The organism is Nocardiopsis exhalans (assembly GCF_024134545.1).
In the GTDB taxonomy this organism is placed as follows: Bacteria; Actinomycetota; Actinomycetes; order Streptosporangiales; family Streptosporangiaceae; genus Nocardiopsis; species Nocardiopsis exhalans.
Window position 1 is genome coordinate 4,754,618 of record NZ_CP099837.1, and the last position, 23,649, is coordinate 4,778,266.

Below are 23,649 nucleotides of genomic sequence, written 5' to 3' on the forward strand. Positions count from 1 at the left end.
CGAATCCGGCTCGGCGCGGTTCAGCTCAGGGCGCGCTCGTGCGGGATGACCAACGGGGTGCCGGTCCGGGGGTCGGGGACCACGTCGCAGGCCAGGCCGAAGACCGCCGCCACCCGTTCGGCCGTCACGACCTCCTCGGGTGTGCCGTCGGCGACCACCGCTCCCCGGTCCATCATCACCAGGCGGGTGGCGAACCGGGCCGCCTGGGCGAGGTCGTGCAGGACCGCGACCACGGTGCGCCCGTGCCGGTGCAGGTCGGCGAAGAGCTCCAGCAGGTCGTACTGGTGGGCGATGTCCAGGTAGGTGGTCGGCTCGTCCAACAGCAGGGTGTCACTGTCCTGGGCCAGGACCATGGCCACCCAGGCGCGCTGGCGCTGGCCGCCGGAGAGCGAACCCACCTGGGCGTCGGCGAGGTCGCTGAGCCCGGTGAGTTCCAGGGCGCGGGCGATGACCGTCTCGTCCTGCGGGCTCCACTGCTTGAGCAGGGTGTGGTGGGGGAAGCGGCCGCGCGCCGCCAGGGCGCGGACGGTGATGCCCTCGGGTGCGAGAGGGCTCTGTGGGAGCAGGGCCAGCTGGCGGGCGACCGCTTTGGGACGCTGCGCGCGGATGTCGCGGCCGTGCAGGAGAACTTTTCCTGATTCGGGTTTGTTCACTCGGCCGAGTGCCTTGAGCAGGGTGGACTTTCCGCAGCCGTTGGGGCCGACGATGACGGTGAACTCGCCTTCGGACACGGTGAGATCGAGGTCGCGCACGACCGGGTCGGCACCGTATCCCAGGGTGAGACCCTTCGCGGTCAGCACCGGTGTGCTCGTACTGCTCACAGTTTTCCCCTTCGCCATTCACGGATGAGCAGGTAGCCCAGGTAGACGCCGCCGATCGCCAGGGTGAAGACGCCGACCGGCAGGCCCTCGCCGATCGGCGCGTGCTGCACGGCCAGGTCGGCCGCGACCAGCAGGAACGCCCCCACCAGGGCGGACAGAACCAGGTTGGGGCCGGGAGCGCCGCTCATCCTGCGGGCGATCTGCGGGGCGGTGAGGGAGATGAAGGCGATGGGTCCGGCCACGCTCACCGCCGCCGCGGACAGGACCACCGAGAGCACGACCGCGGCGGTGCGGTTGGCCGAGGCGCGGGCACCGAGGGAGTCGGCGAGTTCGTCGCCCATCTCGTTGAGGGTGATCGGCCCGGCCAGGGCCAGGACGAACGGCACCGCGAGCGCCAGGGTGAGCCAGATGGTGGTCGCGTGGTCCCAGGAACGGGCGCCCAGACTGCCGTTGACATAGGAGGCCAGCACGCTGGCCTGGTCGCGGGCCATCACCGAGACCACGAAGTGGGTGAAGGCCTGGGCCATGGCGGCCACGCCGATCCCCGCGACGATCAGCCGCCCGGGGTTGCGCAGCCCGGTGCCGGTCACCGAGGCCACGACCACGATGGCCAGGGTGGCCCCGGCCAGCGCTCCGACCGGCACGGGGACGACGCCGGGGAGCATGAGCGCGGCGAAGGCGGCCCCGGCACCGGCACCCGCGCCGAGTCCGATCACGTCGGGGCTGCCCAGCGGGTTGCGGGTCACGGACTGGAAGAGCGCACCGGCCAGGCCGAGGGCGATGCCGGTGCCCACGGCGACGGCCAGCCGGGGACCGCGCAGGCGTTCGAGGGCGAACAGGTGGGTGGCCTCGCCCTGACCGGTGAGGAGGGAGGGCAGCTGGGTGAGCGGTACGCCGAGACGGCCCAGGCTCAGGGTGGCGGCGGCCGCCGCGAGCAGGATGACCAGCAGCACGAGGCCGACCACGACCGAGCGCGGGTGCACCGGCAGGGCGATGTGGCGACCCAGCCGCAGGGCGGGGGAAGAGGGGCGCGGCTCCGCCCCGGACGCGGATTCGGAAAGCTGTTCCGAACCCGGGGTCCCCGCACGGGTTCGGGTCTGGTGGTTCACGAGCTCGCCCTCATCTTCCGGACCACGTACAACAGGACGGGCGCGCCCACGAAGGCCGTGACCACACCGACCATGAGTTCCATGGGGCGCACCAGGGTGCGGCCCAGCACGTCGGAGAGCAGCAGCAGGGTGGGGCCGACCAGGAGGGCGAAGGGCACCTGGTGGCGGAAGTCCACCCCGACCAGGCCGCGCACCACGTGCGGGACGGCCAGGCCGACGAAGGCGACGGGGCCTGCCGCGGCGGTGGCCCCGGCGGCGAGCAGGGTGCCCGCGACCAAGCCGCCCGAGCGCGCCCAGAGGACGTTGGCACCGGTGGCCACCGCTGCTTCCTCCCCCAGGGCCAGGGCGTTGAGCGGACCCATGACCAGGAAGGCGAGCAGGACGCCCAGGCCGATGACGGGCAGGACCGAGAGGATCACGTCGTATCCGCGTCCGGCCAGGGAGCCCACCACCCAGTAGCGGTAGCTGTCGAAGACGTCGGGCATGCTCAGCGTGATGGCCTGCACGTAGGCGTGCAGTACCGCCGAGACCACGGCCCCGGCCAGAACCAGGCGGACCATGCCGCCGTCGCCGCCGCGGGTGCCCACCGTGTAGGCGGCCAGCCCGGCCAGGAGGGCGCCGGGCAGCGCCCACCAGACGGTGGCCGTGGTCGAGGCGGGGCCGAGCAGGGCTGTGGCGGTGACCACGGCGGCGGCCGCGCCCGCGTTGACGCCGAGCAGCCCCGGGTCGGCCAGCGGGTTGCGGGTCACACCCTGCATGAGGGTTCCGGCCAGGGCCAGTGCGGCCCCGGCCACGATCCCCAGGAGGGTGCGGGGCACGCGGCTCTCCACCACCGTGGTGGTGTAGGGGTCCGCCTCGCCGAGGAGCACCTGCCACACCTCGACGGGCGAGGTGGGTTTGCTGCCCGCGACGAGGCTGAGCAGGACCGCCCCGGCCAGGGCCGCCGCGCCCAGGCCCAGTACGAGCAGCGCGCGGACGGGCCTGGCCCGGGGCGGAGCCGTGTTTGTCTGCACGATCGCCTTGTCCGGGGGGGGTTAGTCGTCGAGCTTCTGGGCGGCCTCTTCGATGAGGGGCACGTAGCGCTCCAGGGCCCAGGGGACGGTGAGCGGATTGATGATGGAGGAGGCGGTGACGAAGGAGTTGTCGTCGCTGGCGACCACGGCGCCGTTCCCGATCGCGGGGATGGCCTGGTAGAGATCCTGCGACTCGATCTCGGCGCGGTTCTCCTCGTCGCTGTAGAAGGTGAAGATCAGGTCGCTGTCGGAGAGCTGGTCTGCGTTCTCCAGTCCGATGAGGGCGGAGTCGGTGCCCTCGGTCTCGGGGAAGGTCTCCACGACCGGGTCGACCCGCAGGCCCAGACCTCGCACCATGGCCACGCGCTGCTCGTCGGGCAGGAAGACGCCGAGGGTGCCCGGTCCGGTGTTGTAGACGTAGGAGAAGGTGAGGTCGGCGAACTCGGGGTTCTGGGCGGCGGCCTCCTCGAAGCGCTCCTCGACCCCGGTGATGAGCTCCTCGGCCTCTTCGGGCTGGCCGAGCGCCTGGCCGATGATCTCGATCTGCTCGTCCCAGTCCGTGCTCCATGCCAGGTCCGGGTAGGCGACGGTGGGGGCGATGTCGGTGAGGATGTCGTACTGCTCCTGGGTCACCCCGGACCAGGGGGCGAGGATGACGTCGGGGGCGAGTTCGATGATCGCCTCGAAGTCGATGTCGTCGGCCCCGGCGAACTGCTCGGGCAGTTCCTCACCGGCCTCGGTGACGGCCTCGTGGATCCAGGGGAGGTAGCCGGTGTCGTCGCTGCCCCACTCGTAGCTCTCGATGCCAACGGGCACCGTGCCCAGCGCGATGGCGGTCTCGGCGGAGCCCTGGCCGAGGGTGACCACGCGCTCGGGGCGCTCGGGGATCTCCGCGGCGCCCAGGGCGCTCTCGATGCTGACGGGGAAGGCGCCGTCGGCGCTGCCGCCCGAGGGGGCGTCCTCGGCGCCGGAGCCGCAGGCGGCCAGGCCGAGGGCGAGGGCAGTGGTGAGTCCGATGCCGCCGACGCGGCGCGGGGTGGGATGCATGCTCACTGCTTTCTTCGTCACGGGGAGCGGCCGCACCCTTGCGGGCGGGCCGGTTGCGCGCAGGGGGATCCCTCGGAGGAGGGCAGCACGGAGGGACCGCAAAACGGGAGGACCCCGACTTCAACGAAGGTTAGTCTAACCTCACTTCGAGTCATTTCAAAAAAACTGAACCGGGAGGGGCGTTCCCTCCCGGTTCGGGGCCGCGTGCCTGCTTCCCCCTCCCCGCGCCCGGGCGTGGCGGCGTGGACCAGCGGCGCGACGCCCACGCCCCCGGCGGACGGCTCAGGAAGTGCGGTCGGTGAGCGCGTTGCTCGCCCTACCCAGGTAACCGATGTACTGGCTGGTCGCCAAGGCGCCGAGCCGTTCGGCCCCCAGCAGGCGAGGCGGCCCGAAGCGCTTGAGCAGTTCCGCGCCCGAGGCCAGCGAGGCCAGGGCGACCGGCCCCCTCCGGGCGTGCTCGTACCGGCGCAGCGCGGCCGCCGGATCGGTCCCGGCCCGCTGCTCCGCCAATGCCCGGGACAGCGCCAGGGCGTCCTCCAGCGCCTGGTTCGCGCCCTGGGCGGTGGAGGGCGAGAAGGCGTGCGCGGCGTCGCCCAGCAGGGTCGCCCCGCCCCGGCCCCAGACCTTCCTGGGCATCCGGTAGCGGACGTGCTCGAACAGCGCGAGGTCCTCGTCACGGGCGTGCTCCAGGACCGCGCTCACGTCCGGATCGTCCCACCCTTCGAAGAGCCTGCGCAGCACGGCCGCCGGAGCCCCGGGCACGGGGGTGTCCGGCCGCCAGCGCACGTCGAACCACCACTGGACGAGCCCCTCGCCGGCGGGCATCATCCCGCACAGGCCCTGGCGCCCCTGGACGACCGCCGCGCGGGTGCCCGCCGCCAGCTCCACGGGGACCCGGGTGAGCCCCTGCCAGCTGGCCCACCCGGTCGGGCGGGCGGGGTCGCCGTCCCACAGGTCGCGGCGCACGGCCGAGCGGACTCCGTCCGCACCGACCACCACGTCGCCCGTGGCGCTGGTGCCGTCCCCGAAGAGCGCGCTCACCGTACCGTCCGGGTTCAGCCGCACCCGGGTGCAGACACGGCCGAACCTCACCGTGCCCTGGGGAAGTCCGTCCGCGAGGAGCTCCATCAGCGCGCGCCGGGGCACGGCCCGGCTCTCGAAGCCGTAGCGCTCGCGCACCGCGCCCAGGTCGACCGTGTAGCGCACACGGCCCGCGGAGTCGCGGTTCTCCAGGCTGTCCAGGCGGCGGCCGACTCCGGAGACGTCCACGCCCAGTGCGGTCAGGGACGCGACCCCGTTGGCGTGGAGTCCGAGCCCCGCGCCCCCTCTGCGCAGCCCGGAGGCGCGCTCGTGGACCTCGACCTCATGGCCCTGGTCGCTGAGGCCGCGGGCAAGGGCCAGACCGCCCACTCCAGCTCCGACGATGACGACACGCATCAAAGACCCACCCCTGAACGTTCGGCTGCCAGCACGTTGCCGACAGACCGAACATAACGGACCAGGATGTCGGTCAGGGGCGCGTCGGCCGGGCGGACCGCTCCGATGACCCGCCCCGGAACCGCTCCCGGGGCGGGTCGTGTTCGACGGTCAACGGCCGCGGGCGGGCCAGACCGCCGGTCGGCCGGCGGATCAGGGTTCAGCGGATCAGGTGGACCCTGGCCTCCCAGGGGCGCAGCGGGGCCGCGACCGGCCCCGGGTCGGGGAGGTTGCCCAGGAGCAGCTCGGCGTCGGCCGCAGCCAGGTCCCCGGGCAGCTCCGCCTCCGCCCTCTGGTCGCTCCAGTTGGCCAGCACCAGCAGCACCTGGCCGTTCAGTGTCCGGGTGTAGGCGTAGACCCGGGGGTCCTCCTCCAGCAGCGGGGTGAAGCTGCCGTGCACGATGACCGGGTGTTCCTTGCGGAGTGCGATCAGGCGCCGGTAGTGGTGGAAGACCGAGCCCTCGTCAGCCACCGCGGCCTCGGCGTTGATCCCGATGTGGTTGGGGTTGACCCCGATCCACGGCGTCCCGGTGGTGAACCCGGCGTTCTCACCCGCGGTCCACTGCATGGGGGTGCGCGCGTTGTCCCGGCTCATCCTCGTGATCCCCGCCATGGCCGCCTTCGCGTCGACCTTGCCGGTCTCCACCATGGTGCGGTGGTAGTTGAGGGTCTCCAGGTCGCGGTAGTCGGCGATGTCGTCCATGTGGGCGTTGGTCATGCCCAGTTCCTCGCCCTGGTAGACGTACGGGGTGCCCTGCATCATGTGCAGGGTGGTGGCGATCGCGGTCGCCGACTCCACCCGGTAACGACCGTCGTCACCGAACCGGGAGACCACGCGCGGCTGGTCGTGGTTGTTCCAGTACAGGCTGTTCCAGCCCCGGTCGTTGAGACCCACCTGCCAGCGGTTGAGCGAGGCCTTGAGCCGGACCAGGTCCAGCGGCCGGGGATCGAACTTGCCGCCCGGACCGTGGTCCAGGTCCACGTGCTCGAACTGGAACACCATGTCAAGCTCGCGGTTGACCGGGTTGGTGTGGATACGGGCCTGCTCCACGCTCACCCCCGGCATCTCCCCCACGGTGAGCACGTCGCGCCCGGCGAAGGCCCTCTCGTGCATCTCGTGCAGGAACTCGTGCAGGCGCGGCCCGTTGATCGCGTGCTCGGCGAAGATCCCGTAGTCGCCGGCCACCGGCCCGTCCGGGAGCTTGGGGTTCTTGGACACGAAGTTGATCACGTCCATCCGGAACCCGTCCGCGCCCCGGGCCAGCCACCACAGGGCGACCTCGTGCACGGCCGCGCGCACCCGGGGGTTCTCCCAGTTCAGGTCGGGCTGGGAGGGACTGAACAGGTGGAGGTAGTACTCGCCGCGCGTCTGGTCGTAGGTCCAGGCCGGACCGGAGAACACCGAACCCCAGTTGTTGGGCGGGCCGCCGTCGCGCCCGGGCCGCCAGAAGTAGAAGTCCTTCTTGTCCTCGTCGCCCTCGCGCGAGGCGGTGAACCAGGGGTGCCGGTCGCTGGTGTGGTTGATGACCAGGTCCATGACCAGGCGCATCCCGCGCTCGTGCAGCCCGTCCCGGAGCCGGTCCCAGTCCTCCAGGGTGCCGAACCGGGGATCGATGCCGGTGTAGTCGCTGATGTCGTAGCCGTTGTCGTCCCAAGGCGAGGGATAGACCGGCGAGAGCCACACGACGTCCACGCCGAGGAGCTTGAGGTAGTCCAGTTTCTCGACGATCCCGGCCAGGTCGCCGACACCGTCGCCGTCGCTGTCTTTGAAGCTGCTCGGATAGATCTGGTAGACGACGCTGGACTTCCACCAGTCGGCGCTGGGTTCGGGCATGGGTTCCTTCTCCGCTCGGGTCCGGTTCACCATTCAACCGCTCCTGGCCCCGCTTGGGGAGGGGAATCGCGGCGGCTTTCGGGGCGGCTTGCGGGGAGTCTAGGGTTGCCCCGGTCGTTCCCGCGGGCGCATCCGCGGGGACACGCAGACGAAGGGGACACCATGTGCTTGCACGGAACCGGTGAGACCGTCAGGGCCCGCTCCGACGGCTCCGCTCCCGCCGGACCGCCGACCCCGCCGCTCACCCCGCGCCCCTGGCCGAAGGGGTTTCGGCGGGTGGTCGACCTCAGCCACACCCTCTCCCCCGGCATGCCGTCCTGGGACGAGGACAAGCCGGTCCGGGAGACGCTCGCACCGCCCGCGCCCGAGGGCGAGTTCGGGTTCTACGTACAGCGGTGGAGCATGTCCGAGCACACCGGCACCCACCTGGACGCCCCGGGACACGTGATCGGCGGCGGGCGGCTGGTACCCGACATCGACCCGGGCGAGCTCGTGGCGCCCGCCGCCGTGATCGACATCCGCGCGCGGGCCGCCGAGGACCCCGACACCACGGTGACCGTTGACGACGTCCACGCCTTCGAGCGGCTCCACGGCCGTATCCCGGCCGGGGCCGCGGTGCTGATGTGTTCGGGGTGGAGTACCCGCTGGGCGGAGGGCGACGGGCGGGTCCGGGGCGTGGCGGAGGACGGCTCGTGGCACTTCCCCGGTTTCTCCGCGGACGCCTGCGAGTTCCTGGTCTCCCAGCGGGCCATCGCCGGGACCGGGGTGGACACGCTGAGCACCGACCCCGGCAACTCCACCGAGTTCGGCGCCCACGAGGTGGTGGGCCGCGCCGACCGGTGGGGGCTGGAGGCCCTGACCGGGTTGGAGCAGCTGCCGCCGAGCGGGGCGATGATCACGGTGGGGGTACTGCCGGGCCTGGACGCCTCCGGCGGTCCGAGTCGGGTCCTCGCCCTGTGGTGAACTGACGCCGGTGACCCGGCCCCGGTATCTCACCGGGGCCGGAGGCTCAGCGGTGGAGCCGATCCACACCGTCCGGGGCCCACTCCAGCAGCATGATGGTGGCGTCGTCGGTGAAACTGCCGCGCTGGTGGTCGTGGATGGCGTGGATCAGGCGCCGCAGGGTCTCGGGGGCGGGTTCGTCCGCGGAGGCCGCCCGGATGACGAAGTCGGTGAAGCGTTCCTGCCCGAACATCCTGCCCTCGCTGTCGTGTGCCTCGGTGACCCCGTCCGTGTAGAGCAGGACCTGGTCGCCGGGCTCCAGAGCGATCTCGTGGACCGTGCGCGGGGCGGCGTCGGGGACGATGCCGTCGAGGCCGAGCGGGAGTTCGGGGTCGCGCTCCATCGCCCCCTCGACCAGGCGTCGGTCGCGGATGAGCAACGGCTCGGGGTGGGCGCAGTTGGCCCAGGAGAACAGGCCGGTGGACAGGTCCAGGTTGGCGAAGATCGCCGTGCAGAAGCGTTCCGGCAGCCAGGTGACCAGGGCGCGTTCCACGTTGGTGATGAGTTCGGCGAGGTCGGCGCCGTTGCGGCGGGCGCTGCGGGCCCCGGCCATGGCGACCGAGGCGGTCAGCCCGGAGGCGAGGTCGTGGCCCATGGCGTCCAGGATGACGGCGTGCAGGGTATTGCGGGTGATGGAGTGGTCGAAGGCGTCACCGCCCAGCTCGTAGGCGGGTTCGAGGACGGCGGTGGAGATCCCGCGGCGGGTCCCGAGGGTACGGGGCGGTAGGAAGGCGCGCAGCATCTCGGTGCGCAGCTGCACGTCGCGGGCACGGGTACGGCGGACGTAGGTGTCGCTGTAGGCGCGTTTGGACGTGATGACCAGTGCTAGCAGCGAGGCGAGCGTCTGGCAGCGCCGGAGTGTGGGTTCGTCGAGGCAGGCGGTACGGATGTGCAGCACGCCCATGCGGTCCGCGCCGTCCTTGAGGGGGAGCCAGAGACTGAGAGCATCGGCACCGCCCTCGACGAGCCGCAGAGTGTCGGAGCGGTAGGCCTCCCCGGCGACGGTGGAGTCGACGTCGAGGATGGGGCCGCCGGTGAGCGGGACGAGCAGGTGTTGCTGCAGGTCCACCAGGTGCACGGTGATCTTGCTGAGACCGATCGCCGCACCGTAGCGGTCGGCGGCCTCCAGGACCTCGTTGGGCCCGCTCTTGTGCACGGATCTGACGAGGTCCTGGAACAGGCGTTCGCTCTCGCCGAGCGGGGTCACCGCTTCGCCGTCCTCTTCCACGCGCTCACCCCCTTAGGCCGGCCGTCCGGCCGCCACCCGTGTTTCCTCCCCGCGCCAAGCCCCTCGACCGCAGGCGGGCCTCGGCACCCGTTCGGGGTCCCACTCGCCGCAGCCCTCAGTGTCGCACCGACACGGCTGCTGGCCCAGTGTTCGACTTGCGTGTCCCTTAGCAGGTCAAAACGGATTTCCCACCCGCACCAGCCAGCCAAAGTCAACTTCGGTTGACTTTCCCGCGCGGTCAACCTAAGTTGACAGTACGAGATTCCGGAGGGACCCGAAGAGGCCCACGACCCACGGAGGAGCCGTGAACGTCGCCTTCGACGACCCCGCGCCCGAACCCGAGGACCTGCACGCCTGGACCGCGCGGGGCTTCGCGGTGGCCGAGGCACGGCGATGGATCGACGCCGGGTTCGTCCTGGACGCCGCCGAACGCTGGCGGGAGCGCGGGGTGTACCGCCCCGAGCCCGCACAGGCCTGGCGGGCGGCGGGGCTGACCCCCTACACCGTCGGCCCGGCGCTGCGGGCCGGGATGGAACCGGGCGAGGCCGTGCGCTGGCACGAGCTGGGATACGACCGCGCGGAGGCCGCCGAACGACACCTGGCCGGGGAGCGCCCGCATCCCCGGAGGCTGTTCGCCCGGCTGTTCCGGCGACACCGCGACCGTGATCTGGACCTGGACGACGCGCAGGCCGAGACGATGACCGCGCTGCTGCGCGCGGGGGTCCCACCGGCCCGGGCCCGCGCCTACCTGGACGCGGGCTGGCGGGGCCTGGAAGCGCTGCCGTGGGCGCGCACCGGGGTGAACGCCACCCAGGCGGTGCTCTATCGCGCGCTCGGCCTCGCCCCGGAGGAGGCCGCCCGGTCGGCGAAGGCGGGCAGAGACGCAGAGAAGCTGCTCCGCACCTGGTGGGACGCGGGGGTACCGCGTCAGGACGTGGCCGCCTGGCTGACCGCCGGGTTCTCCCCGCAGGAAGCGGCGAGCGCGGTGGCGGCAGACGGCACCGTGGAGGAGGCGGCGCCGCGCGCTCCGGGCGGCCGTGAGCCGGACCCATGAGGGGCGGGGCCCGGCCACCAGGCCGACATCAGTGGACCGGCCTGGACCCAGCGGCCGTTCCGGACCCGGCAGTTCCTCAAGCTCAGCGGTGGCTAGGGGTGTCAGCCGAACTGTCCTGCGTGGTGGTACCCACCTCCGGGCTGAAGGCCGCCACGGCGTGGGCCGCTCCCCGCCCCTGCGAGCGGGCGACGATCCGGCCTCCCTGCAGACGGAGCGCGATTTCGGTGTCGTCGTCGAACTCGACCGCACCGGCGGCGGCAGCGAGCCCGGAATCCAGGACGATCCGCGGCCGCGCCCAGGTCCGAGCGGGGAAGGACCGTGAAAGCCCGCCTCGCAGTTCGGCCAGGACCAGGCGGACCAGCGGGAGGAGTTCCGCGGACTCGGCGGTGACCGGCACGATCGTCACCGGCACGTCCTCGGGCGCGGCGCGCAGGGCTTCCTCGACGGCTTCCAGCCGGTGCAGGCCCAGCACCACCACGACCCCTTCGTCGATCCGGACAGACTCCTGGTGCAGGACGTCCAGGGCACTGGGTCCCGACCAGGGCTCGTCCACGGGGCGAGCGGCCGGGATGTGGGCGATGTGCGGGAGCGGCCAGCTGTCGTCCAGGTCCAGCCCGGCCAGGCGCTCGCAGGAGCGGATCACGGTGAAGGGGTCGGTGAACCCGGGCGCGGCCACGGCGAGCTGTCCTGCCCCGTGCAGGGTGGTCAGGACGCTCTCGGCGACCCGGACCCTGCGCTGGCCGGACTCGGGAGCGGCTTCGAGGCGTTCCAGGGCCAGCCCGACCAGGACCGCCTGCAAGGACGTGAGCTGCGCGTACACCCGACCCACTCGGGGGTCCGCGGTGACCTCGGCCGTGAGTTCGGCTCCCATGCGCTCGTCGGCCCCGGTGAGGGGCAGGCGGGCCACCCAGGCGCGGGCGAAGGCGCCCAAGGCCTCGGACGCGCTGACCGGATCGGCGGCCTCACCCTGCGGGGCGCGCTCCGCCGCCTCCGCGGCCTCGGCCAGAACGGCCAGGTAGAGGGCGCGTTTGCCCGGGAAATTGGAGTAGACGGCGCCCCGGGTGAGTTCGGCGCGGTCGGCGATGCGGTCGATCTTGGCATCGCGGAAACCGCGTTCGGCGAACTCCTCCCGTGCCGCCGTGAGCACGCGTGCCCGGTTGCGTTCCTGCTGCTGCACCCTGCTGAGCCGAACCATCTTCCTCCTTGCCGTGGTGCACCCATCCTACGTTGAGATACCAGCACCACTCGGATACTCTCAACATTCGAATGACATGAACATCTGAAACTCATTGGAGGGCGGCGTGAGCCATGACTGAGTACGCGTTCCGAGCCGAGGGTCTGGTCAAACGGTTCGGCAGGACTACCGCGCTGGCCGGGGTGGACCTGGCGGCCCGCCCCGGCTCGGTGCTGGGTGTGTTGGGTCCGAACGGCGCCGGGAAGACCACCGCCATCCGCATCCTCGCCACCCTCGCCCGGCCCGACGAAGGCACCGCCGCCGTCGGCGGCTTCGACGTGGTGCGCCAGGCCGCCGGCGTGCGCCGGTTGATCGGGCTGACCGGACAGCAGTCGATGATCGACGAGGAGCTGACCGGCCGGGCCAACCTGGTGCTCATCGGCCAGCTCCTGGACCTGCGCCGCACCGAGGCCCTCGCCCGTGCGGGCCAGCTCCTGGACCGCTTCGAGCTCACCGACGCCGCCACGCGCCCGGTCGCCACCTACTCCGGCGGGATGCGCCGCCGTCTGGACCTGGCGGCCAGCCTGGTGGGGCGGCCCCGAGTGGTCTTCCTCGACGAACCCTCCGTCGGGCTCGACCCCGGCAAGCGCGAGGAGCTGTGGCGGATGGTCCGCGAGCTCACCGCGGAGGGCACCACCGTCCTGCTCACCACCCAGTACCTGGAGGAGGCCGACGCCCTGGCCGACGGGATCGCGGTGATCGACCACGGCCGCGTGATCGCCGACGGCACGCCCGCCGAGCTCAAGCGGGTGGTGGGCGGCCAGGCCGTCTCCCTCCGGCCCGCCGACCCCGCCCGGATCGGGGCGGCCGCCGCCGTCATGGAACGGGTCACCGGCCGAGAGCCCGAACGCGTCCGGCAGACCCTGTCCGTCCCGGTGGCGAGCGACTCACTGGCCTGGGAGATGGCGGACGGCCTGCGGGCGGAGGGGGTCTCGGTCACCGAGTTCTCCCTCCACCTGCCCAGCCTCGACGAGGTGTTCTTCGCCCTCACCGGCACAGCCGCGAACACACCGCAGGAAACCAGCACAGTGGAGCCCAGCGCATGAGCACCTCGGCCCGTGACACCCCGGCCCGAATCACTTCCGTACCCCGCCCCGCACCGAGTGGGCGCCCCGCGCCACTCGTGCGGCACAGCCTCGTCCTGGCCCGGCGCAGCCTGGCCAAGTCCCTGCGCAACCCGGGGTCGCTGGTCAACGGCGTGATGACCCCGGCGCTGTTCATGGTCCTGTTCGTGTACCTCTTCGGCGGGTCGGTGTCCGGTTCCACCGACGCCTACCTGCAGTACCTCTTCCCCGGGGTGCTGGTCATGGGCGCGGGCGTCGCCGGGATGCTCTCCTCGGGGCTGACCATCAACATCGACATGAAGAAGGGCGTCTACGACCGCTTCCGCAGTCTGCCGATCGGCCGCTCGGCCCCGCTGCTCGGCTCGGTCCTGGCCGACCTGGTCCGCTACCTGGTCACGGTGCTGATCCTGTTCGCGATCGGTTTCCTGATGGGGTTCCGGGTCGGGACCGACTTGCCCTCCGCGATCGCCGCCTGCACCCTGGCGATCGGGTTCGGGTTCGCGCTGAGCTGGGTGATGGTGTTCCTGGGGGTGCTGCTGCGCGACGAGAACGGGGTCATGGCGGTCACTTTCATCTCGATCCTGCCGCTGCTGCTGGGCACCAGCATGGCCGCCCCCGTCGAGACGCTGCCGGGCTGGTTGCGGACCTGGGCGGAGGTCAACCCGGTCACCCACGCTATGGACGCCGCACGGGCCCTGCTCACCGGAACCCCGGCGGGTGGTTCGGTCGCGCTCACCCTGGCCTGGTCCGCTGGTCTGACGGCGGTGTTCGCGCCCCTGGCGGTGTGGGCCTTCAACCGGGAACGCTGACCCCGCCCACCCTGAAACCCTGTGGATGGTGCGCCCCGACCGCCCGGCCTAGATCGTTGATGGGGGTTTGGTGTCCTGGTCAGTGGTCGTAGGCGATCAGGGACCGCTTGACCGGGGCACCGATCAACCAGTTGTGCCAGATCGCGGCGTTGAGCGCGCAAATCCTCTGACAGGTGCGCGCCCACAACCCTTCCGTGGTGCGGGCCGCGTGACGCTCCAACCCCAGCTGGTTCTTCAACGTCCAGATCACCGCCTCAACGCGTTGACGCAGCCAGGACGGGAACACCTCCACCTCGGGTTCGGGCTCATCCTCGCGGATCGGGCGGATGAGTAGATAACCCAGCTCAGCCGCATCAGCCTCGATCTTGGCTCCGGCGAAGCCCTTGTCACACACGATCGGGGCCGGCCCGGGAGCGCAGGCCTGAACGTGCAGCAGGTGCAGGGCCTGAGCACGCTCGTCCAGCTCTTTGGGATGAGCCAGGCTGAACGCGCACACCGCTCCCTCGGTAGTGGTGATGAGCATGAGCTTGGCGCCCCAGTAGAAAGCGTGGTGGGAGACGTCGCGTCCATATCCGGCGATCTCGCCCAGCATCGAGCGGTTGACCGTGGTGCGCGAAGCACCGCAGCGCAGCGGGGTGCCGTCCATCAACCGCAGCCGCTCCCACCAGGTAGGCACGGCCCTGGCCAACCACATCGCTGCTGTGAACAGGGCCGGTGCCAGATCACGCAGGTGGCGGTTGTACTCGGACTGGCCGGGCAGGCGGGGGAAGAGGTGGCCGATCCGGGCCGGTGCGGCGCGCAGCCAGTGGCGCTCTGAGTCATGGCGCAGCAGGACTTGCGCGATGGCCACGCACACGAGTTCTGCGTCGGTGAGCAGCCTTTTGGGGCCGCGTTTGCGGGGTTGTTCACGCGAAGGCAGGACGTGGTCGTCCAGATGGACGTAGAGTGCGGTCAGAAGGGCGTCAAGGTTGGTCGTCACACACCGATCCTTGACGCCCTTCGTCATGGGCGCAGGAGTTCCAGAAAACTCCCATCAACGATCTAGGTTCGGGTCAACGGTTCGGATCAGGGGCCCGAACCGTGAGCGGCCCGGGGGACAGGGGACAGTCCCCCGGGCCGCGATCCCCACGCACGCGAACGGGCACCGCATCTGTCCTTGTTCACCACGCTCCCCTACGCTGACTCCGCCGGTCCAGTACCCCGTTCCGACCTCCCGGACGGGGCACGAGAGGAGTCGAGTTGAGCGTCAAGCACCACCACGTCGAGGTGAACGGGCTTCGCCTGCACGTCGCCGAACAGGGCGAGGGGCCGCTGGTCCTGCTGCTGCACGGGTTTCCGGAGAGCTGGTACTCCTGGCGGCACCAGTTCGGGCCGCTCGCCGGGGCCGGGTACCGGGTGGTCGCGCCCGACCAGCGCGGATACGCCCGCAGCGACCGCGCCGCCAGTGCCGACGAGTACACGCTGCCGCACCTGGTCGGCGACGTCACCGCGCTGATCACCGCGCTGGGGGCGGAGAACGCGGTGGTGGTCGGCCACGACTGGGGCGCGCCGGTCGCCTGGACGACGGCCCTGCTCCGCCCCGACCTGGTCCGCGGCGTGGTGGGCCTGAGCGTGCCGCCGCTGCCGCCCACCGCGATGCCGTCCATCGAGTCCTCCCGCCGCACCTACGGCGACGGCTACTACCAGGCCTACTTCCAGGAACCCGGCAGAGCCGACGCCGAACTCGCCGCTGACCCGGCCTCGACCCTGCGCCGTCTGCTGGTCGGGGCCTCGGGCGCCAACGAGCCCACCCCGTGGCTCGTCCCCGAGGGCGGTGAACTGCTGGACGCCATGCCCGAGCCCGACGGGCTGCCCGACTGGCTGACCACCGAGGACATCGAGGCCTTCGCCGAGGACTACTCCGCGCCGGACGCCTTCACCGGGCCGCTCGACTGGTACCGCAACATCGACCGCAACCAGAGCCTGATGGCGGCCTTCCAGGGGCTGCGCATCGAGGTCCCGGCGCTGTACATGGTGGGCGACAAGGACATGGTCAGCGTGCTCAAGGGGGTACCGGAGCTGCGCGGGATGCTGCCCCTGATCGTCCCGAAGCTGCAGGCCGACATCACCCTCCCGGGCTGCGGCCACTGGACCCAGCAGGAGCGCCCCGACGAGGTGAACAAGGCCCTCCTGGACTTCCTCGCCACCCTCTGAGCCGTTGGGGAGACCCCGGATCACCCCCCGGGCCTTCCCTTCCTGTGCTCACCTGCGCAACAGATAGGGCCGTACCAGAGCCCCCGCCATCTGGTCCGGGTCTTCCCAGTCCCGCCCGTTGTCCCCCGCCAGCTCCAACCTCCGAGGCACTGGCGCCAACGCCACCCTCACCGGCTCGGTCCTGGTCGGAGCCCCGATCACCTGACACAACGCCCACGCCACCGCCGAGGCGAACACCCACCACAACCGCGAGGCCATCGTCTGCCGAGGCTTGCGGTGCCTTCCTCCGCTAGAGTTCTCCATGGTCAATCCCCTGTCTTGTTCAGGTGGTTGATCAGCCCGGGCCGGTGATTGGTGCACCGACCCGGGCACTGTGCTTTCCGGGGGTGCGTCGATCGCCCAGAGCGTGCGCGCGGGTGTCAATGGCCCCTGTGCACCGAGGCTGCGCTTCCCGCCGCGCTGGCCTGAGCCGCGATCCGCACCCGTGTTCCTCTAACCGTCCAGGTCGGGTTCCCGGTCGAGGTGGACCATCGCCCGCATGTACAAGGGCTGGTCCGGGCGCCCCTCCCACCACCAGTACTCAGAGATTCGGTCCACCAGCCACAGCCCGCGCCCGCCCGGGTACATCTCCCCCGGCTCCCGCTCGATCACTCGCGGCTTCAACCGGGGCCCGCCCCACTTGCGCCCCTGATCCAGCACCCCGAGCAGCACGGTCGTGTGCCCCAGGAACTCCATCGAGACCCCGATCCGCCCGTACTTCTCACAGCTCGCTGTGTGCCGCACCGCGTTGGTCGCGAGCTCGCTGCCGACCAGCGCCACCCAGAACCCGCGGTCCCCCTGGAGCCGCTCGTCCCGGGTCAGCCACGAGCGCACCCGCCGCACCACCTGCTCGTTGCCGTCCATGTAGCAAAACGCCGCCGACGACAGCCCCACCCCACCACCTGGCCGCCGAGGTCCGACTTTCCGACCAGCACCCATAACGCCCTCCACCCATCACCAGACACAGCACAGGTTTCTTCGACTCCGGTATGCACCCAGTCACTCCCTGCTAGCTTCGATAGTGCACTGAGACACAACTGATCGCAAGTCTCTTACTGAAAATCTCACAGAGAGATTTGCAGAAAGTTGTCGCCGTCCGCCAGATGCGCGAGACTGATCCGGTCGCATATCCGCACCGAGAGGTGGAGTACTGGTGTCAGTCGGGAGCCCGATGGTGGCCAGACTCGGTCTGGCCAACTTCCTCCGGGAAGCCAGGGGCAAGCGCTCCTCAGCGGAAGCAGCAGCCGTAGCCGGTTTCAGCAAGGCCACCCTGTCCCGTGTGGAGCGCGGGGAGACCACCATCTCCCCCGGCGACGCCCGCCTCCTCATGACCCACTACGGGGTTCCGGCGGACGTGCTCGAATCCTTCGCCGACCTGGCTTACGCCGCCAAAGAGCCCGGCTGGTGGCAGCGCTACAAGTCAGCTCTCCCCGACTGGTTCAGCCTCTTCGTCGGTGTGGAGAGCGCCGCACACCGGATCCGCACGTACGAGCCGGAGCTGATTCCCGGCATCCTGCAAATCCCCGAGTACTCACGGGCACTCGTCGAGAAGGACGTCCAGGTCCCCTCAGCCGAGCAGCAGGTTCAGGATGCGGTGAACCTCCGCCAACGCCGACAGGAGAAGCTGACCGGAGACGATCCGGCGAACCTAATGGTGGTCATCAGCGAGTCGGCGCTACTTCGTCAGGTGGGCGGCCCCGAAGTCCACCAAGAGCAGCTGGAGTACCTGCTGGCGATGAGCCTGCGGGACAACATCAGCATCAAGGTCCTTCCTTTTGCCTCTGGTGCTCACGCAGCCAGTTACGGCTCGTTCGTGCTGCTCGACTACACCGTGGTCAACAAGGACTACGCCCTGGCCTACGTCGAGTACTCGGGAGGGGCGATCTACCTCGAAGCGGAAGATGAGATCTCCCTGCACAGCCGAATCTTCAACAGTCTTCGGCAGGACGCGGCACCCGCGGCCGCAACGGAAGGCCTCATCAAGGACGCGCTTCAGCGCATCAACTAGCAGCACCACAGACAAGATGGATGGTGACATGAAGTCCTTTGAAGACCCCACATTGCCCACGTGGCACGTTTCCTCCTACACCGGAGGCCAGGGGAACTGCGTGGAGGTCGCGGAAGGGCAGAGCGTCCTGGTCCGCGACACCAAACACCGCCAGCACGGCCATCTCTCCTTCGTAAGCAGGGAGTGGGCCAACCTGCTGAACACTCTCCAGGGCTAACGCGACCGGGTACCCCGACACATAACTCGGGGTGCCCCTCCCCTCGAAGGACGAGGTGGCACGGAGATGTCCGCGCCGCACACCACCGTCCCGCCATCGTGCATGATCTACGCATGGCGATCTCCCCCGTTCACCTGCCCACCGCCCTGGTCGCGCGATACCGAGCAGTCGACCGCGAACGTGTCGGTTCCGCGCTCGTGGACACACCGCGCCACCTGGATGCGTTGACCTCGGACATCGAGGAGCACGGAATCCTGACACCTCTCAACCTCGGGTTCAACGAGGAGTTCGGCACCCTCGACGGAAACCACAGGATCGCGGTAGCTCTACGACTCGGCCTGGAATCGGTGCCCGTCGCCCTGTTCGCAGAAGCCCTCTCTCCTCGACCCGAGCACGCCAGACCCATGCGCCCCGACGACCTGGCGGTCCTTCGGCACTCCTTGGAGTCGGCACGGCCCCGGCCCCTCACTCCTTCGGGCCGCTCCAGGACAGCAGGTGGAGGGCCGCGCCGACGCTGACCGGGTCGTGTGCCAGGGGGCGCGGCAGCAGTTCGTCGCAGCGGGCGAGCCGCCGGACCACGGTGTTGCGGTGGGTGTACAGGCGCTCGGCCACCCGGGCGGCGTTGCACTGCTGGTCGAGGTAGGTGCGCAGGGTCAGGTGCAGGACGGGGTCGGCACACGCCAGCTCGCCGAGGGTGTCCGCGACGAACTCGTCCGCCCGGCCGACGTCCTGGCTGAGCAGCGCCACCAGCTGGGCGTCGGTGTAACCGCCCGCGCGGCGGGAGGTGCCCAGGCGGGCCATCATGCGTTGGACCGCCGCGGCCTCCAGGTGGCTCTGCCGGAAACCGTCCAGGTCCGACCGCGGGCGGCCGAGGGCGACCCGGACCGCGGGAACGGCCGCGAGTCCCGCTTCCAGGTCCTCGGTGCGCAGCGCGGTGGAGACCGGGAGCCACAGCCACATCGACGAACCGGTGGCGAGCAGGGTGAGCCGCCTCGCTGTTCCGGCGGCGGCCAGGACCTGCTCGGCGGCCTGTTCGAGCTGGTCGCCGGTGACGTCGTTTCCCCAGATGATGGCGGCCAGGTGGCTGCCGGTCAGGTGGTAGCCCAGGCGTGATTCGGCGCTGGAACGGGAGACCGGTGCGCCTTCCAGGATCAGGGACACGGTGGTGAGCCGTTCGGAGTGGGTGCCCTGGCTGAGTTCCCGCCGCTCCTGGCGCATGACCTCGCTGACGGCGTCGATGGTGTCGTCGATGAAGGTGTAGATGGACCGCGAGGTGAGGGCGAGCACCTCGTGCAGGACCCCGGCGTCGGAGGTGAGGCCGAAGCAGATCTCCATCCAGCGGCGCCAGGCGACGTTCTGGCCCAGCCGCCAGATGTCGAGGGCCTTCTCGTCCAGGTCGCGGCGGACCATGTCCCGGACGGACTCCAATAGCTCAGGGCTCAGGTTGGCGCTGACCCGGGCCCCCGGGCGCTGGATGTTGGCGGCCGCCCAGTGCAGGAGGTTGGAGAGGTTGGCCCGGCGGGCGCCGTCCTCCAGCACCGGGTCCACGTGCGCGGGGGACGTGCCGCTGGCGTGCCGGACCGCGTCGAACAGCTCGTCGAGCCATTCCGCCTTCGGGTCCAGCGCCTGTTCGGCGCCCTTGCGAATGACTTCGCGCGCCCGTGGGGAGGGGGTTTCCCAGTCGTCTTTCACCGGTGGATTTTATACCGCCCTCTTGCCCTGGATGAGGTGTTCTGCCCCTTTTAGTCAGCTCCTGCTGGTCAGCCCTTGCTGCGGCGCGAGCGCACCGCGGCGGTGAAGAGGCGCTGGTAGCCGGTGGGCAGGAGACGGACGAGGGCGTCGAGGGCGCGGGCGTCGGCGCCGATGAGCACGCGGGGCCGGTCCCGGCGCACCCCGCGCAGGATGGCCGCGGCCGCCTTCTCCGGTGAGGTGATGAAGAGCTTCTCGAACTCCCGCCCGGCCTCAGCGCCGCTCTTGCCGGTGAGTTCGCGGACGCTGTCGTCGTGGCGGGCCGTCCTGGCGATGTTGGTCTTGATCCCGCCCGGGTGCACGCAGGTCGCCGAGACCGGGGAGCCAGCCACCTTCAGGTCCTGGCGCAGGGACTCGGTGAACCCGCGCACCGCGAACTTGCTGGCGTTGTACCCGCTCATCAGGGGTTGGGAGCTCAGCCCGAAGACACTGGAGACGTTGACGACGTGCCCCTGACCCGAGGCCTCCAGGTGGGGCAGGAAGGCCTTGGTCCCGTAGACCACGCCCCAGAAGTTGACGCCCATGATCCAGCGGTAGTCGTCCAGACCGACCCCGCCGACGGTGCCGGACAGCGCCACTCCGGCGTTGTTGCAGACGAGGTTGACCCGTCCGTGGTCGGCGACGACCCGGTCGGCCCAGGCGTACACGCCCCGCTCGTCGGCGACGTCGAGCACGGTGGTCGTGGTGGTGACCCCGGAACCGGCGAGCAGGGCGGCGGTCTCGTCCAGGCCCGTCTCGTCCACGTCGCAGAGGGCGAGGTGACAGCCCTGGGCGGCGAGGGCCAGCGCGAGTGCGCGCCCGATCCCGGATCCGGCTCCGGTGACCGCGGCGACCTTGTTGGCGAGGTTCTTCATGGTGGGGTTCCTTCGACGGGGGATGCGGAAGGTGCGGGGAGCTGGGAGCGCTCAGCTCTTACGGCTTTCGCGTTTGGCCCTGGTGGCGCGTTCCTTGCGGGCGAGGCCGCTGGTGAGGTCGACCAGATGGTCGAGGACCCCGGGGGCCAGGTGGTGGCGCATGCCCGGGATGAGGACGTGCCGGGCCCCGGGGATCGCCCTGGCCGTGGCGCGGCCGCCGCTGGGGTGGACCATGGGGTCGGCGTCGCCGTGGACGACCAGGGTGGGCGCGGTGATCCGGCGCACCTGCGCGGTGCGGTCGCCGGACGCCTGGATGGCGCCGATCTGTCGGGCCACCTCCGCGCCGCTGCGGGGACCGCCGCGGCGGTCCCAGACGGCGCGCGCCCAGGTCCGCTCCAGGTGCTCGTCGGGCGGGTGCGCCTTCGAACCGATGTGCGCGAGCAGGGAGAGGTGCCGCTGCACCGACTCCTCGGCGGTACGGGCCGCGGGCCTGGCCATCCGGATCAGGGTCGAGGGGGCGGGCTGGCCCACCCGGCGGTCGCCGGTGGTGGAGAAGATGGAGGTCAGGGTGGCGGCGCGGTCGGGGTGCCGGGCCGCGAGGGTCTGCGCGATCATGCCGCCCATGGACATGCCGACCAGGTGGACGCGGTCGATTCCGAGGTGGTCGAGGAGGCCGTGGGTGTCGGCGGCCATGTCGGTGAGATCGTAGGCGTCCGCCCGGGGCCGGGCCAGCAGCTGGCGCAGCCGCCCCGGCGGCGGCGCGGCCATCCGGGTGGAGCGGCCCGCGTCGCGGTTGTCGAGGCGGATCACCCGGAACCCGCGGTCGGTGAACCCCTGAACCATGCGCTGGGGCCAGGAGGTGAGGTCCAGGGCCAGGCCCGCGATGAGCAGGAGCGGAATTCCGTCGGCGGGGCCGTCGACTCGGTAACAGATCCGGATGCCGCCGGGCAGGTCCACGAACCGGTCCTCGGCGGAGTCCGCGGGGACCGGCTCAGAGTTCTCGATGCTCATCGGGTGGCCGCCGTCTCGGTGCGCGCGGAGTCGGTGCGCGCGGAGTCGGTGTGCGCGGAGTCGGTGTGCGCGGGGTCAGTCGCGGATCCCGCCCGGCCGAAGTGCAGCTCCGGGTCCAGGACGCTGTCGGCACGCAGCAGTTTGACGTCCGATCGGTAGTCCATCGAGGTCAGCCAGGGCATCCGATCACCCTGCCGGGGCAGCTGGTCGATCGCCCGCTTGACGTAGCCCGCGTCGAAGTCGAGGAAGGGCCGGGTCGGCATCGCCGGGTCGGAGACCTCCGGGCGGCAGACGTCGTGGCCGTGGGCGTCCATGTGCGCCAGCAGACGGCAGAAGTGCTCGCACAACAGGCCCACTTTCAGGGTCCAGGAGCTGTTGGTGTAGCCGATCGCGTAGGCCAGGTTGGGCACCCCGGAGAGCATCATGCCCTTGTAGGCGACGGTGTCGGGCAGGCGGACCCGCTCGCCGTCCACGGTGATCCCGATCCCGCCGAACGCCTGCACGTTCAGGCCGGTGGCGGTGACGATGACGTCGGCCGCCAGCTCGCGGCCGGATTCGAGGAGCACCCCGTTCTCGGTGAACGTGCTGATCCGGTCGGTGACGACCGATGCCTTCCCCTCCCGGATGGCCTTGAACAGGTCCCCGTCGGGCACCGCGCACAGGCGCTGGTCCCAGGGGTCGTAGGGCGGGTTGAAGTGCTCGTCGACCGGATAGCCCTCAGGCAGCTGCCTGGTGTTGGCCCACCGGATGAACCGGCGCGCGGCCCTGGGGTAGCGCTGGCAGAAGGACCAGACGAGGCGCTGCTGGGCGATGTTCTTGCGCCGGGTCAGCGCGTAGGCGCGCTCGGGGCCGAGGAACCTGCGCAGGGCGTTGGCGATGGCGTCCTTCTTGGGCACCGCCATGATGTAGGAGGGGGTGCGCTGCAGCATCGTCACGTGCGCGGCGGTCTCGGCCATCGCGGGCAGCAGGGTGACGGCGGTGGCTCCGCTGCCGATGACCACCACCCGTTTGCCCGCGTAGTCGAGGTCCTCGGGCCAGTGCTGCGGGTGCACGATCGCGCCCCGGAAGCGTTCCCGACCCTCGAAGCGCGGGGTGAAACCCTGGTCGTAGCGGTAGTAGCCGCCGGCCGCGAAGAGCCACGAGCAGGTCAGCGTCGCCTGCTCGCCGCTGTCGGTGCGCTCGACCAGGACGGCCCACCGCGCCTGCTCACTCGACCAGGACGCCGAGATCACCTTGTGGTGGTACCGGATGTGGCGGTCCAGGCCGTTCTCGGCCACGGTCTCGCGCAGGTAGTCCAGGATCCGCGGCGCGGAGGCGATGGACTCCTCGTCCCGCCAAGGCTTGAACTCGTATCCGAAGGTGTGCAGATCCGAGTCGGAGCGGATGCCCGGGTAGCGGAACAGGTCCCAGGTGCCGCCGGAGGCCGCCCGCGCCTCCAGGATCGCGAAGGACTTCGAGGGGAGCTCTGCCCTGAGGTAGCGACCCGCCCCGATGCCGGAGATCCCGGCGCCGACGATCAGGACGTCGAGGTGTTCGGCGGCGCGTTCGGCGGTGGCGGGGTCCGGGTCAGGTGAGGCAGGGGACATGGCGACTCCAGGCGACGGCGTGCGGACTTCACCATCGTGAAGCATGGACACCCGGGCAGCCAGTGGCAATCCGCACCAGATTGCGCTCTGCATGGTGCTCTGTGCACCAGGGCAGACACGGATGAACCTGCGCCCCGTCCGTTCGGTGTCCCAGGTGCGGGCACTGCGGGCGGAGAGGGGAGCGCGACCACGGCGGCGCCCGGGTCGAGTCGGGCACCAGAGCCGGCGATGCCGACGCCGCCAGTGGCGACGACGTCCAGCTCAGGGAAGGCCTCCCCGACGGCCCGGACCCCTTCGGGGC

22 protein-coding genes are annotated in these 23,649 nt (G+C 70.9%); 8 read left to right on the forward strand and 14 right to left on the reverse strand.

From position 1 onward, the window contains the following. Positions 1 to 20 precede the first annotated feature (20 nt). The 6 genes from NE857_RS20910 to NE857_RS20935 form a co-directional block, all read right to left on the reverse strand. Entirely contained in the window at positions 21 to 839 is an 819-nt protein-coding gene (locus NE857_RS20910) for an ABC transporter ATP-binding protein (protein ID WP_254417296.1), read from the reverse strand. Next, the gene (locus NE857_RS20915) at positions 818 to 1,930 is read right to left on the reverse strand and encodes a FecCD family ABC transporter permease (protein ID WP_425572047.1); all 1,113 of its coding nucleotides are present in this window, start codon (positions 1,928 to 1,930) and stop codon (positions 818 to 820) included. Before NE857_RS20915 ends, NE857_RS20910 begins: the two co-directional genes overlap by 22 nt. Next, positions 1,927 to 2,943: a FecCD family ABC transporter permease gene (locus tag NE857_RS20920; RefSeq protein WP_254417297.1), complete on the reverse strand. Its 1,017-nt coding sequence runs from the start codon at positions 2,941 to 2,943 to the stop codon at positions 1,927 to 1,929. Before NE857_RS20920 ends, NE857_RS20915 begins: the two co-directional genes overlap by 4 nt. A 21-nt stretch (positions 2,944 to 2,964) precedes the next feature. Next, the gene (locus NE857_RS20925; RefSeq protein ID WP_254417298.1) at positions 2,965 to 3,990 is read right to left on the reverse strand and encodes an iron-siderophore ABC transporter substrate-binding protein; all 1,026 of its coding nucleotides are present in this window, start codon (positions 3,988 to 3,990) and stop codon (positions 2,965 to 2,967) included. A gap of 282 nt (positions 3,991 to 4,272) precedes the next feature. Continuing rightward, positions 4,273 to 5,427, reverse strand: a complete 1,155-nt coding sequence (locus NE857_RS20930; RefSeq protein WP_184364931.1) for an FAD-dependent oxidoreductase — start codon at positions 5,425 to 5,427, stop codon at positions 4,273 to 4,275. Between the two features lie 199 nt (positions 5,428 to 5,626). Further along, positions 5,627 to 7,300, reverse strand: a complete 1,674-nt coding sequence (locus NE857_RS20935; RefSeq protein ID WP_254417299.1) for a glycoside hydrolase family 13 protein — start codon at positions 7,298 to 7,300, stop codon at positions 5,627 to 5,629. A gap of 162 nt (positions 7,301 to 7,462) precedes the next feature. Here NE857_RS20935 and NE857_RS20940 point away from each other — a divergent pair, with 162 nt between their 5' ends. After that, positions 7,463 to 8,263 (forward strand): cyclase family protein, encoded by an 801-nt coding sequence (locus tag NE857_RS20940; protein WP_184364935.1) that lies wholly within the window; start codon positions 7,463 to 7,465, stop codon positions 8,261 to 8,263. 46 nt (positions 8,264 to 8,309) lie between these two features. On the opposite strand, the gene NE857_RS20945 is transcribed toward NE857_RS20940, so the two are convergent. Then, on the reverse strand, positions 8,310 to 9,530 hold the full coding sequence (locus NE857_RS20945) for a PP2C family protein-serine/threonine phosphatase (RefSeq protein WP_184364937.1): 1,221 nt from the start codon (positions 9,528 to 9,530) through the stop codon (positions 8,310 to 8,312). Positions 9,531 to 9,834: 304 nt separating this feature from the next. Between NE857_RS20945 and NE857_RS20950 the strand changes: the two genes are divergently transcribed. Then, a complete protein-coding gene (locus tag NE857_RS20950; protein WP_184364939.1) occupies positions 9,835 to 10,584 on the forward strand; it encodes a serine/threonine-protein kinase in 750 nt (249 codons plus the stop codon). An 82-nt stretch (positions 10,585 to 10,666) separates the two neighbouring features. On the opposite strand, the gene NE857_RS20955 is transcribed toward NE857_RS20950, so the two are convergent. Then, a complete protein-coding gene (locus tag NE857_RS20955) occupies positions 10,667 to 11,779 on the reverse strand; it encodes a TetR/AcrR family transcriptional regulator (protein WP_184364941.1) in 1,113 nt (370 codons plus the stop codon). 113 nt (positions 11,780 to 11,892) lie between these two features. On the opposite strand from NE857_RS20955, the gene NE857_RS20960 reads away from it, so the two are divergent. Further along, positions 11,893 to 12,864 (forward strand): ATP-binding cassette domain-containing protein, encoded by a 972-nt coding sequence (locus NE857_RS20960; protein ID WP_184364943.1) that lies wholly within the window; start codon positions 11,893 to 11,895, stop codon positions 12,862 to 12,864. Continuing rightward, complete coding sequence (locus NE857_RS20965; RefSeq protein ID WP_246420269.1) at positions 12,861 to 13,691, forward strand: ABC transporter permease; 831 nt, start codon at positions 12,861 to 12,863, stop codon at positions 13,689 to 13,691. The genes NE857_RS20960 and NE857_RS20965 overlap by 4 nt, the downstream gene beginning before the upstream one ends. 79 nt (positions 13,692 to 13,770) lie before the next feature. On the opposite strand, the gene NE857_RS20970 is transcribed toward NE857_RS20965, so the two are convergent. Beyond that, positions 13,771 to 14,670, reverse strand: coding sequence for a transposase (locus NE857_RS20970; RefSeq protein ID WP_254417300.1), 900 nt, complete (start codon positions 14,668 to 14,670; stop codon positions 13,771 to 13,773). Between the two features lie 260 nt (positions 14,671 to 14,930). Here NE857_RS20970 and NE857_RS20975 point away from each other — a divergent pair, with 260 nt between their 5' ends. After that, on the forward strand, positions 14,931 to 15,884 hold the full coding sequence (locus tag NE857_RS20975) for an alpha/beta fold hydrolase (RefSeq protein ID WP_184364945.1): 954 nt from the start codon (positions 14,931 to 14,933) through the stop codon (positions 15,882 to 15,884). A 492-nt stretch (positions 15,885 to 16,376) separates the two neighbouring features. Here NE857_RS20975 and NE857_RS20980 read toward each other — a convergent pair whose 3' ends face one another. Next, the gene (locus NE857_RS20980; protein ID WP_184371917.1) at positions 16,377 to 16,787 is read right to left on the reverse strand and encodes an ATP-binding protein; all 411 of its coding nucleotides are present in this window, start codon (positions 16,785 to 16,787) and stop codon (positions 16,377 to 16,379) included. A gap of 289 nt (positions 16,788 to 17,076) precedes the next feature. On the opposite strand from NE857_RS20980, the gene NE857_RS20985 reads away from it, so the two are divergent. The 3 genes from NE857_RS20985 (at position 17,077) to NE857_RS20995 (ending at position 18,666) form a co-directional block, all read left to right on the forward strand. After that, a complete protein-coding gene (locus NE857_RS20985; protein WP_184364947.1) occupies positions 17,077 to 17,931 on the forward strand; it encodes a helix-turn-helix domain-containing protein in 855 nt (284 codons plus the stop codon). A 28-nt stretch (positions 17,932 to 17,959) separates the two neighbouring features. Beyond that, a complete protein-coding gene (locus NE857_RS20990) occupies positions 17,960 to 18,148 on the forward strand; it encodes a DUF397 domain-containing protein (protein WP_184364949.1) in 189 nt (62 codons plus the stop codon). 113 nt (positions 18,149 to 18,261) lie between these two features. Next, positions 18,262 to 18,666, forward strand: coding sequence for a ParB N-terminal domain-containing protein (locus NE857_RS20995; RefSeq protein ID WP_184364951.1), 405 nt, complete (start codon positions 18,262 to 18,264; stop codon positions 18,664 to 18,666). Here the strand turns inward: NE857_RS20995 and NE857_RS21000 are convergent. The 4 genes from NE857_RS21000 to NE857_RS21015 all read right to left on the reverse strand — a co-directional run bounded on the left by NE857_RS21000 (position 18,614) and on the right by NE857_RS21015 (position 23,348). Beyond that, complete coding sequence (locus tag NE857_RS21000) at positions 18,614 to 19,840, reverse strand: PucR family transcriptional regulator (RefSeq protein ID WP_254417301.1); 1,227 nt, start codon at positions 19,838 to 19,840, stop codon at positions 18,614 to 18,616. The two genes, NE857_RS20995 and NE857_RS21000, sit on opposite strands and share 53 nt — an antisense overlap. 68 nt (positions 19,841 to 19,908) lie before the next feature. Then, positions 19,909 to 20,751: an SDR family NAD(P)-dependent oxidoreductase gene (locus NE857_RS21005; RefSeq protein WP_254417302.1), complete on the reverse strand. Its 843-nt coding sequence runs from the start codon at positions 20,749 to 20,751 to the stop codon at positions 19,909 to 19,911. 51 nt (positions 20,752 to 20,802) lie between these two features. Continuing rightward, positions 20,803 to 21,762 carry an alpha/beta fold hydrolase gene (locus tag NE857_RS21010; protein WP_184364955.1) on the reverse strand — a complete coding sequence of 320 codons (960 nt, stop codon included), beginning with the start codon at positions 21,760 to 21,762 and terminating at the stop codon, positions 20,803 to 20,805. Beyond that, a complete protein-coding gene (locus NE857_RS21015; RefSeq protein ID WP_184364957.1) occupies positions 21,759 to 23,348 on the reverse strand; it encodes a flavin-containing monooxygenase in 1,590 nt (529 codons plus the stop codon). Before NE857_RS21015 ends, NE857_RS21010 begins: the two co-directional genes overlap by 4 nt. Between the last annotated feature and the right edge of the window lie 301 nt (positions 23,349 to 23,649).

What these genes read in the sequence shown, in the direction of transcription:
- NE857_RS20910 (WP_254417296.1), bottom strand. Translation starts at nt 839, where the DNA reads ATGGCGAAGGGGAAAACTGTGAGCAGTACGAGCACACCGGTGCTGACC.
- NE857_RS20925 (WP_254417298.1), bottom strand. Translation starts at nt 3,990, where the DNA reads ATGCATCCCACCCCGCGCCGCGTCGGCGGCATCGGACTCACCACTGCC.
- NE857_RS20930 (WP_184364931.1), bottom strand. Translation starts at nt 5,427, where the DNA reads ATGCGTGTCGTCATCGTCGGAGCTGGAGTGGGCGGTCTGGCCCTTGCC.
- NE857_RS20935 (WP_254417299.1), bottom strand. Translation starts at nt 7,300, where the DNA reads ATGCCCGAACCCAGCGCCGACTGGTGGAAGTCCAGCGTCGTCTACCAG.
- NE857_RS20940 (WP_184364935.1), top strand. Translation starts at nt 7,463, where the DNA reads ATGTGCTTGCACGGAACCGGTGAGACCGTCAGGGCCCGCTCCGACGGC.
- NE857_RS20955 (WP_184364941.1), bottom strand. Translation starts at nt 11,779, where the DNA reads ATGGTTCGGCTCAGCAGGGTGCAGCAGCAGGAACGCAACCGGGCACGC.
- NE857_RS20960 (WP_184364943.1), top strand. Translation starts at nt 11,893, where the DNA reads ATGACTGAGTACGCGTTCCGAGCCGAGGGTCTGGTCAAACGGTTCGGC.
- NE857_RS20965 (WP_246420269.1), top strand. Translation starts at nt 12,861, where the DNA reads ATGAGCACCTCGGCCCGTGACACCCCGGCCCGAATCACTTCCGTACCC.
- NE857_RS20980 (WP_184371917.1), bottom strand. Translation starts at nt 16,787, where the DNA reads ATGGACGGCAACGAGCAGGTGGTGCGGCGGGTGCGCTCGTGGCTGACC.
- NE857_RS20990 (WP_184364949.1), top strand. Translation starts at nt 17,960, where the DNA reads ATGAAGTCCTTTGAAGACCCCACATTGCCCACGTGGCACGTTTCCTCC.
- NE857_RS20995 (WP_184364951.1), top strand. Translation starts at nt 18,262, where the DNA reads ATGGCGATCTCCCCCGTTCACCTGCCCACCGCCCTGGTCGCGCGATAC.
- NE857_RS21005 (WP_254417302.1), bottom strand. Translation starts at nt 20,751, where the DNA reads ATGAAGAACCTCGCCAACAAGGTCGCCGCGGTCACCGGAGCCGGATCC.
- NE857_RS21010 (WP_184364955.1), bottom strand. Translation starts at nt 21,762, where the DNA reads ATGAGCATCGAGAACTCTGAGCCGGTCCCCGCGGACTCCGCCGAGGAC.
- NE857_RS21015 (WP_184364957.1), bottom strand. Translation starts at nt 23,348, where the DNA reads ATGTCCCCTGCCTCACCTGACCCGGACCCCGCCACCGCCGAACGCGCC.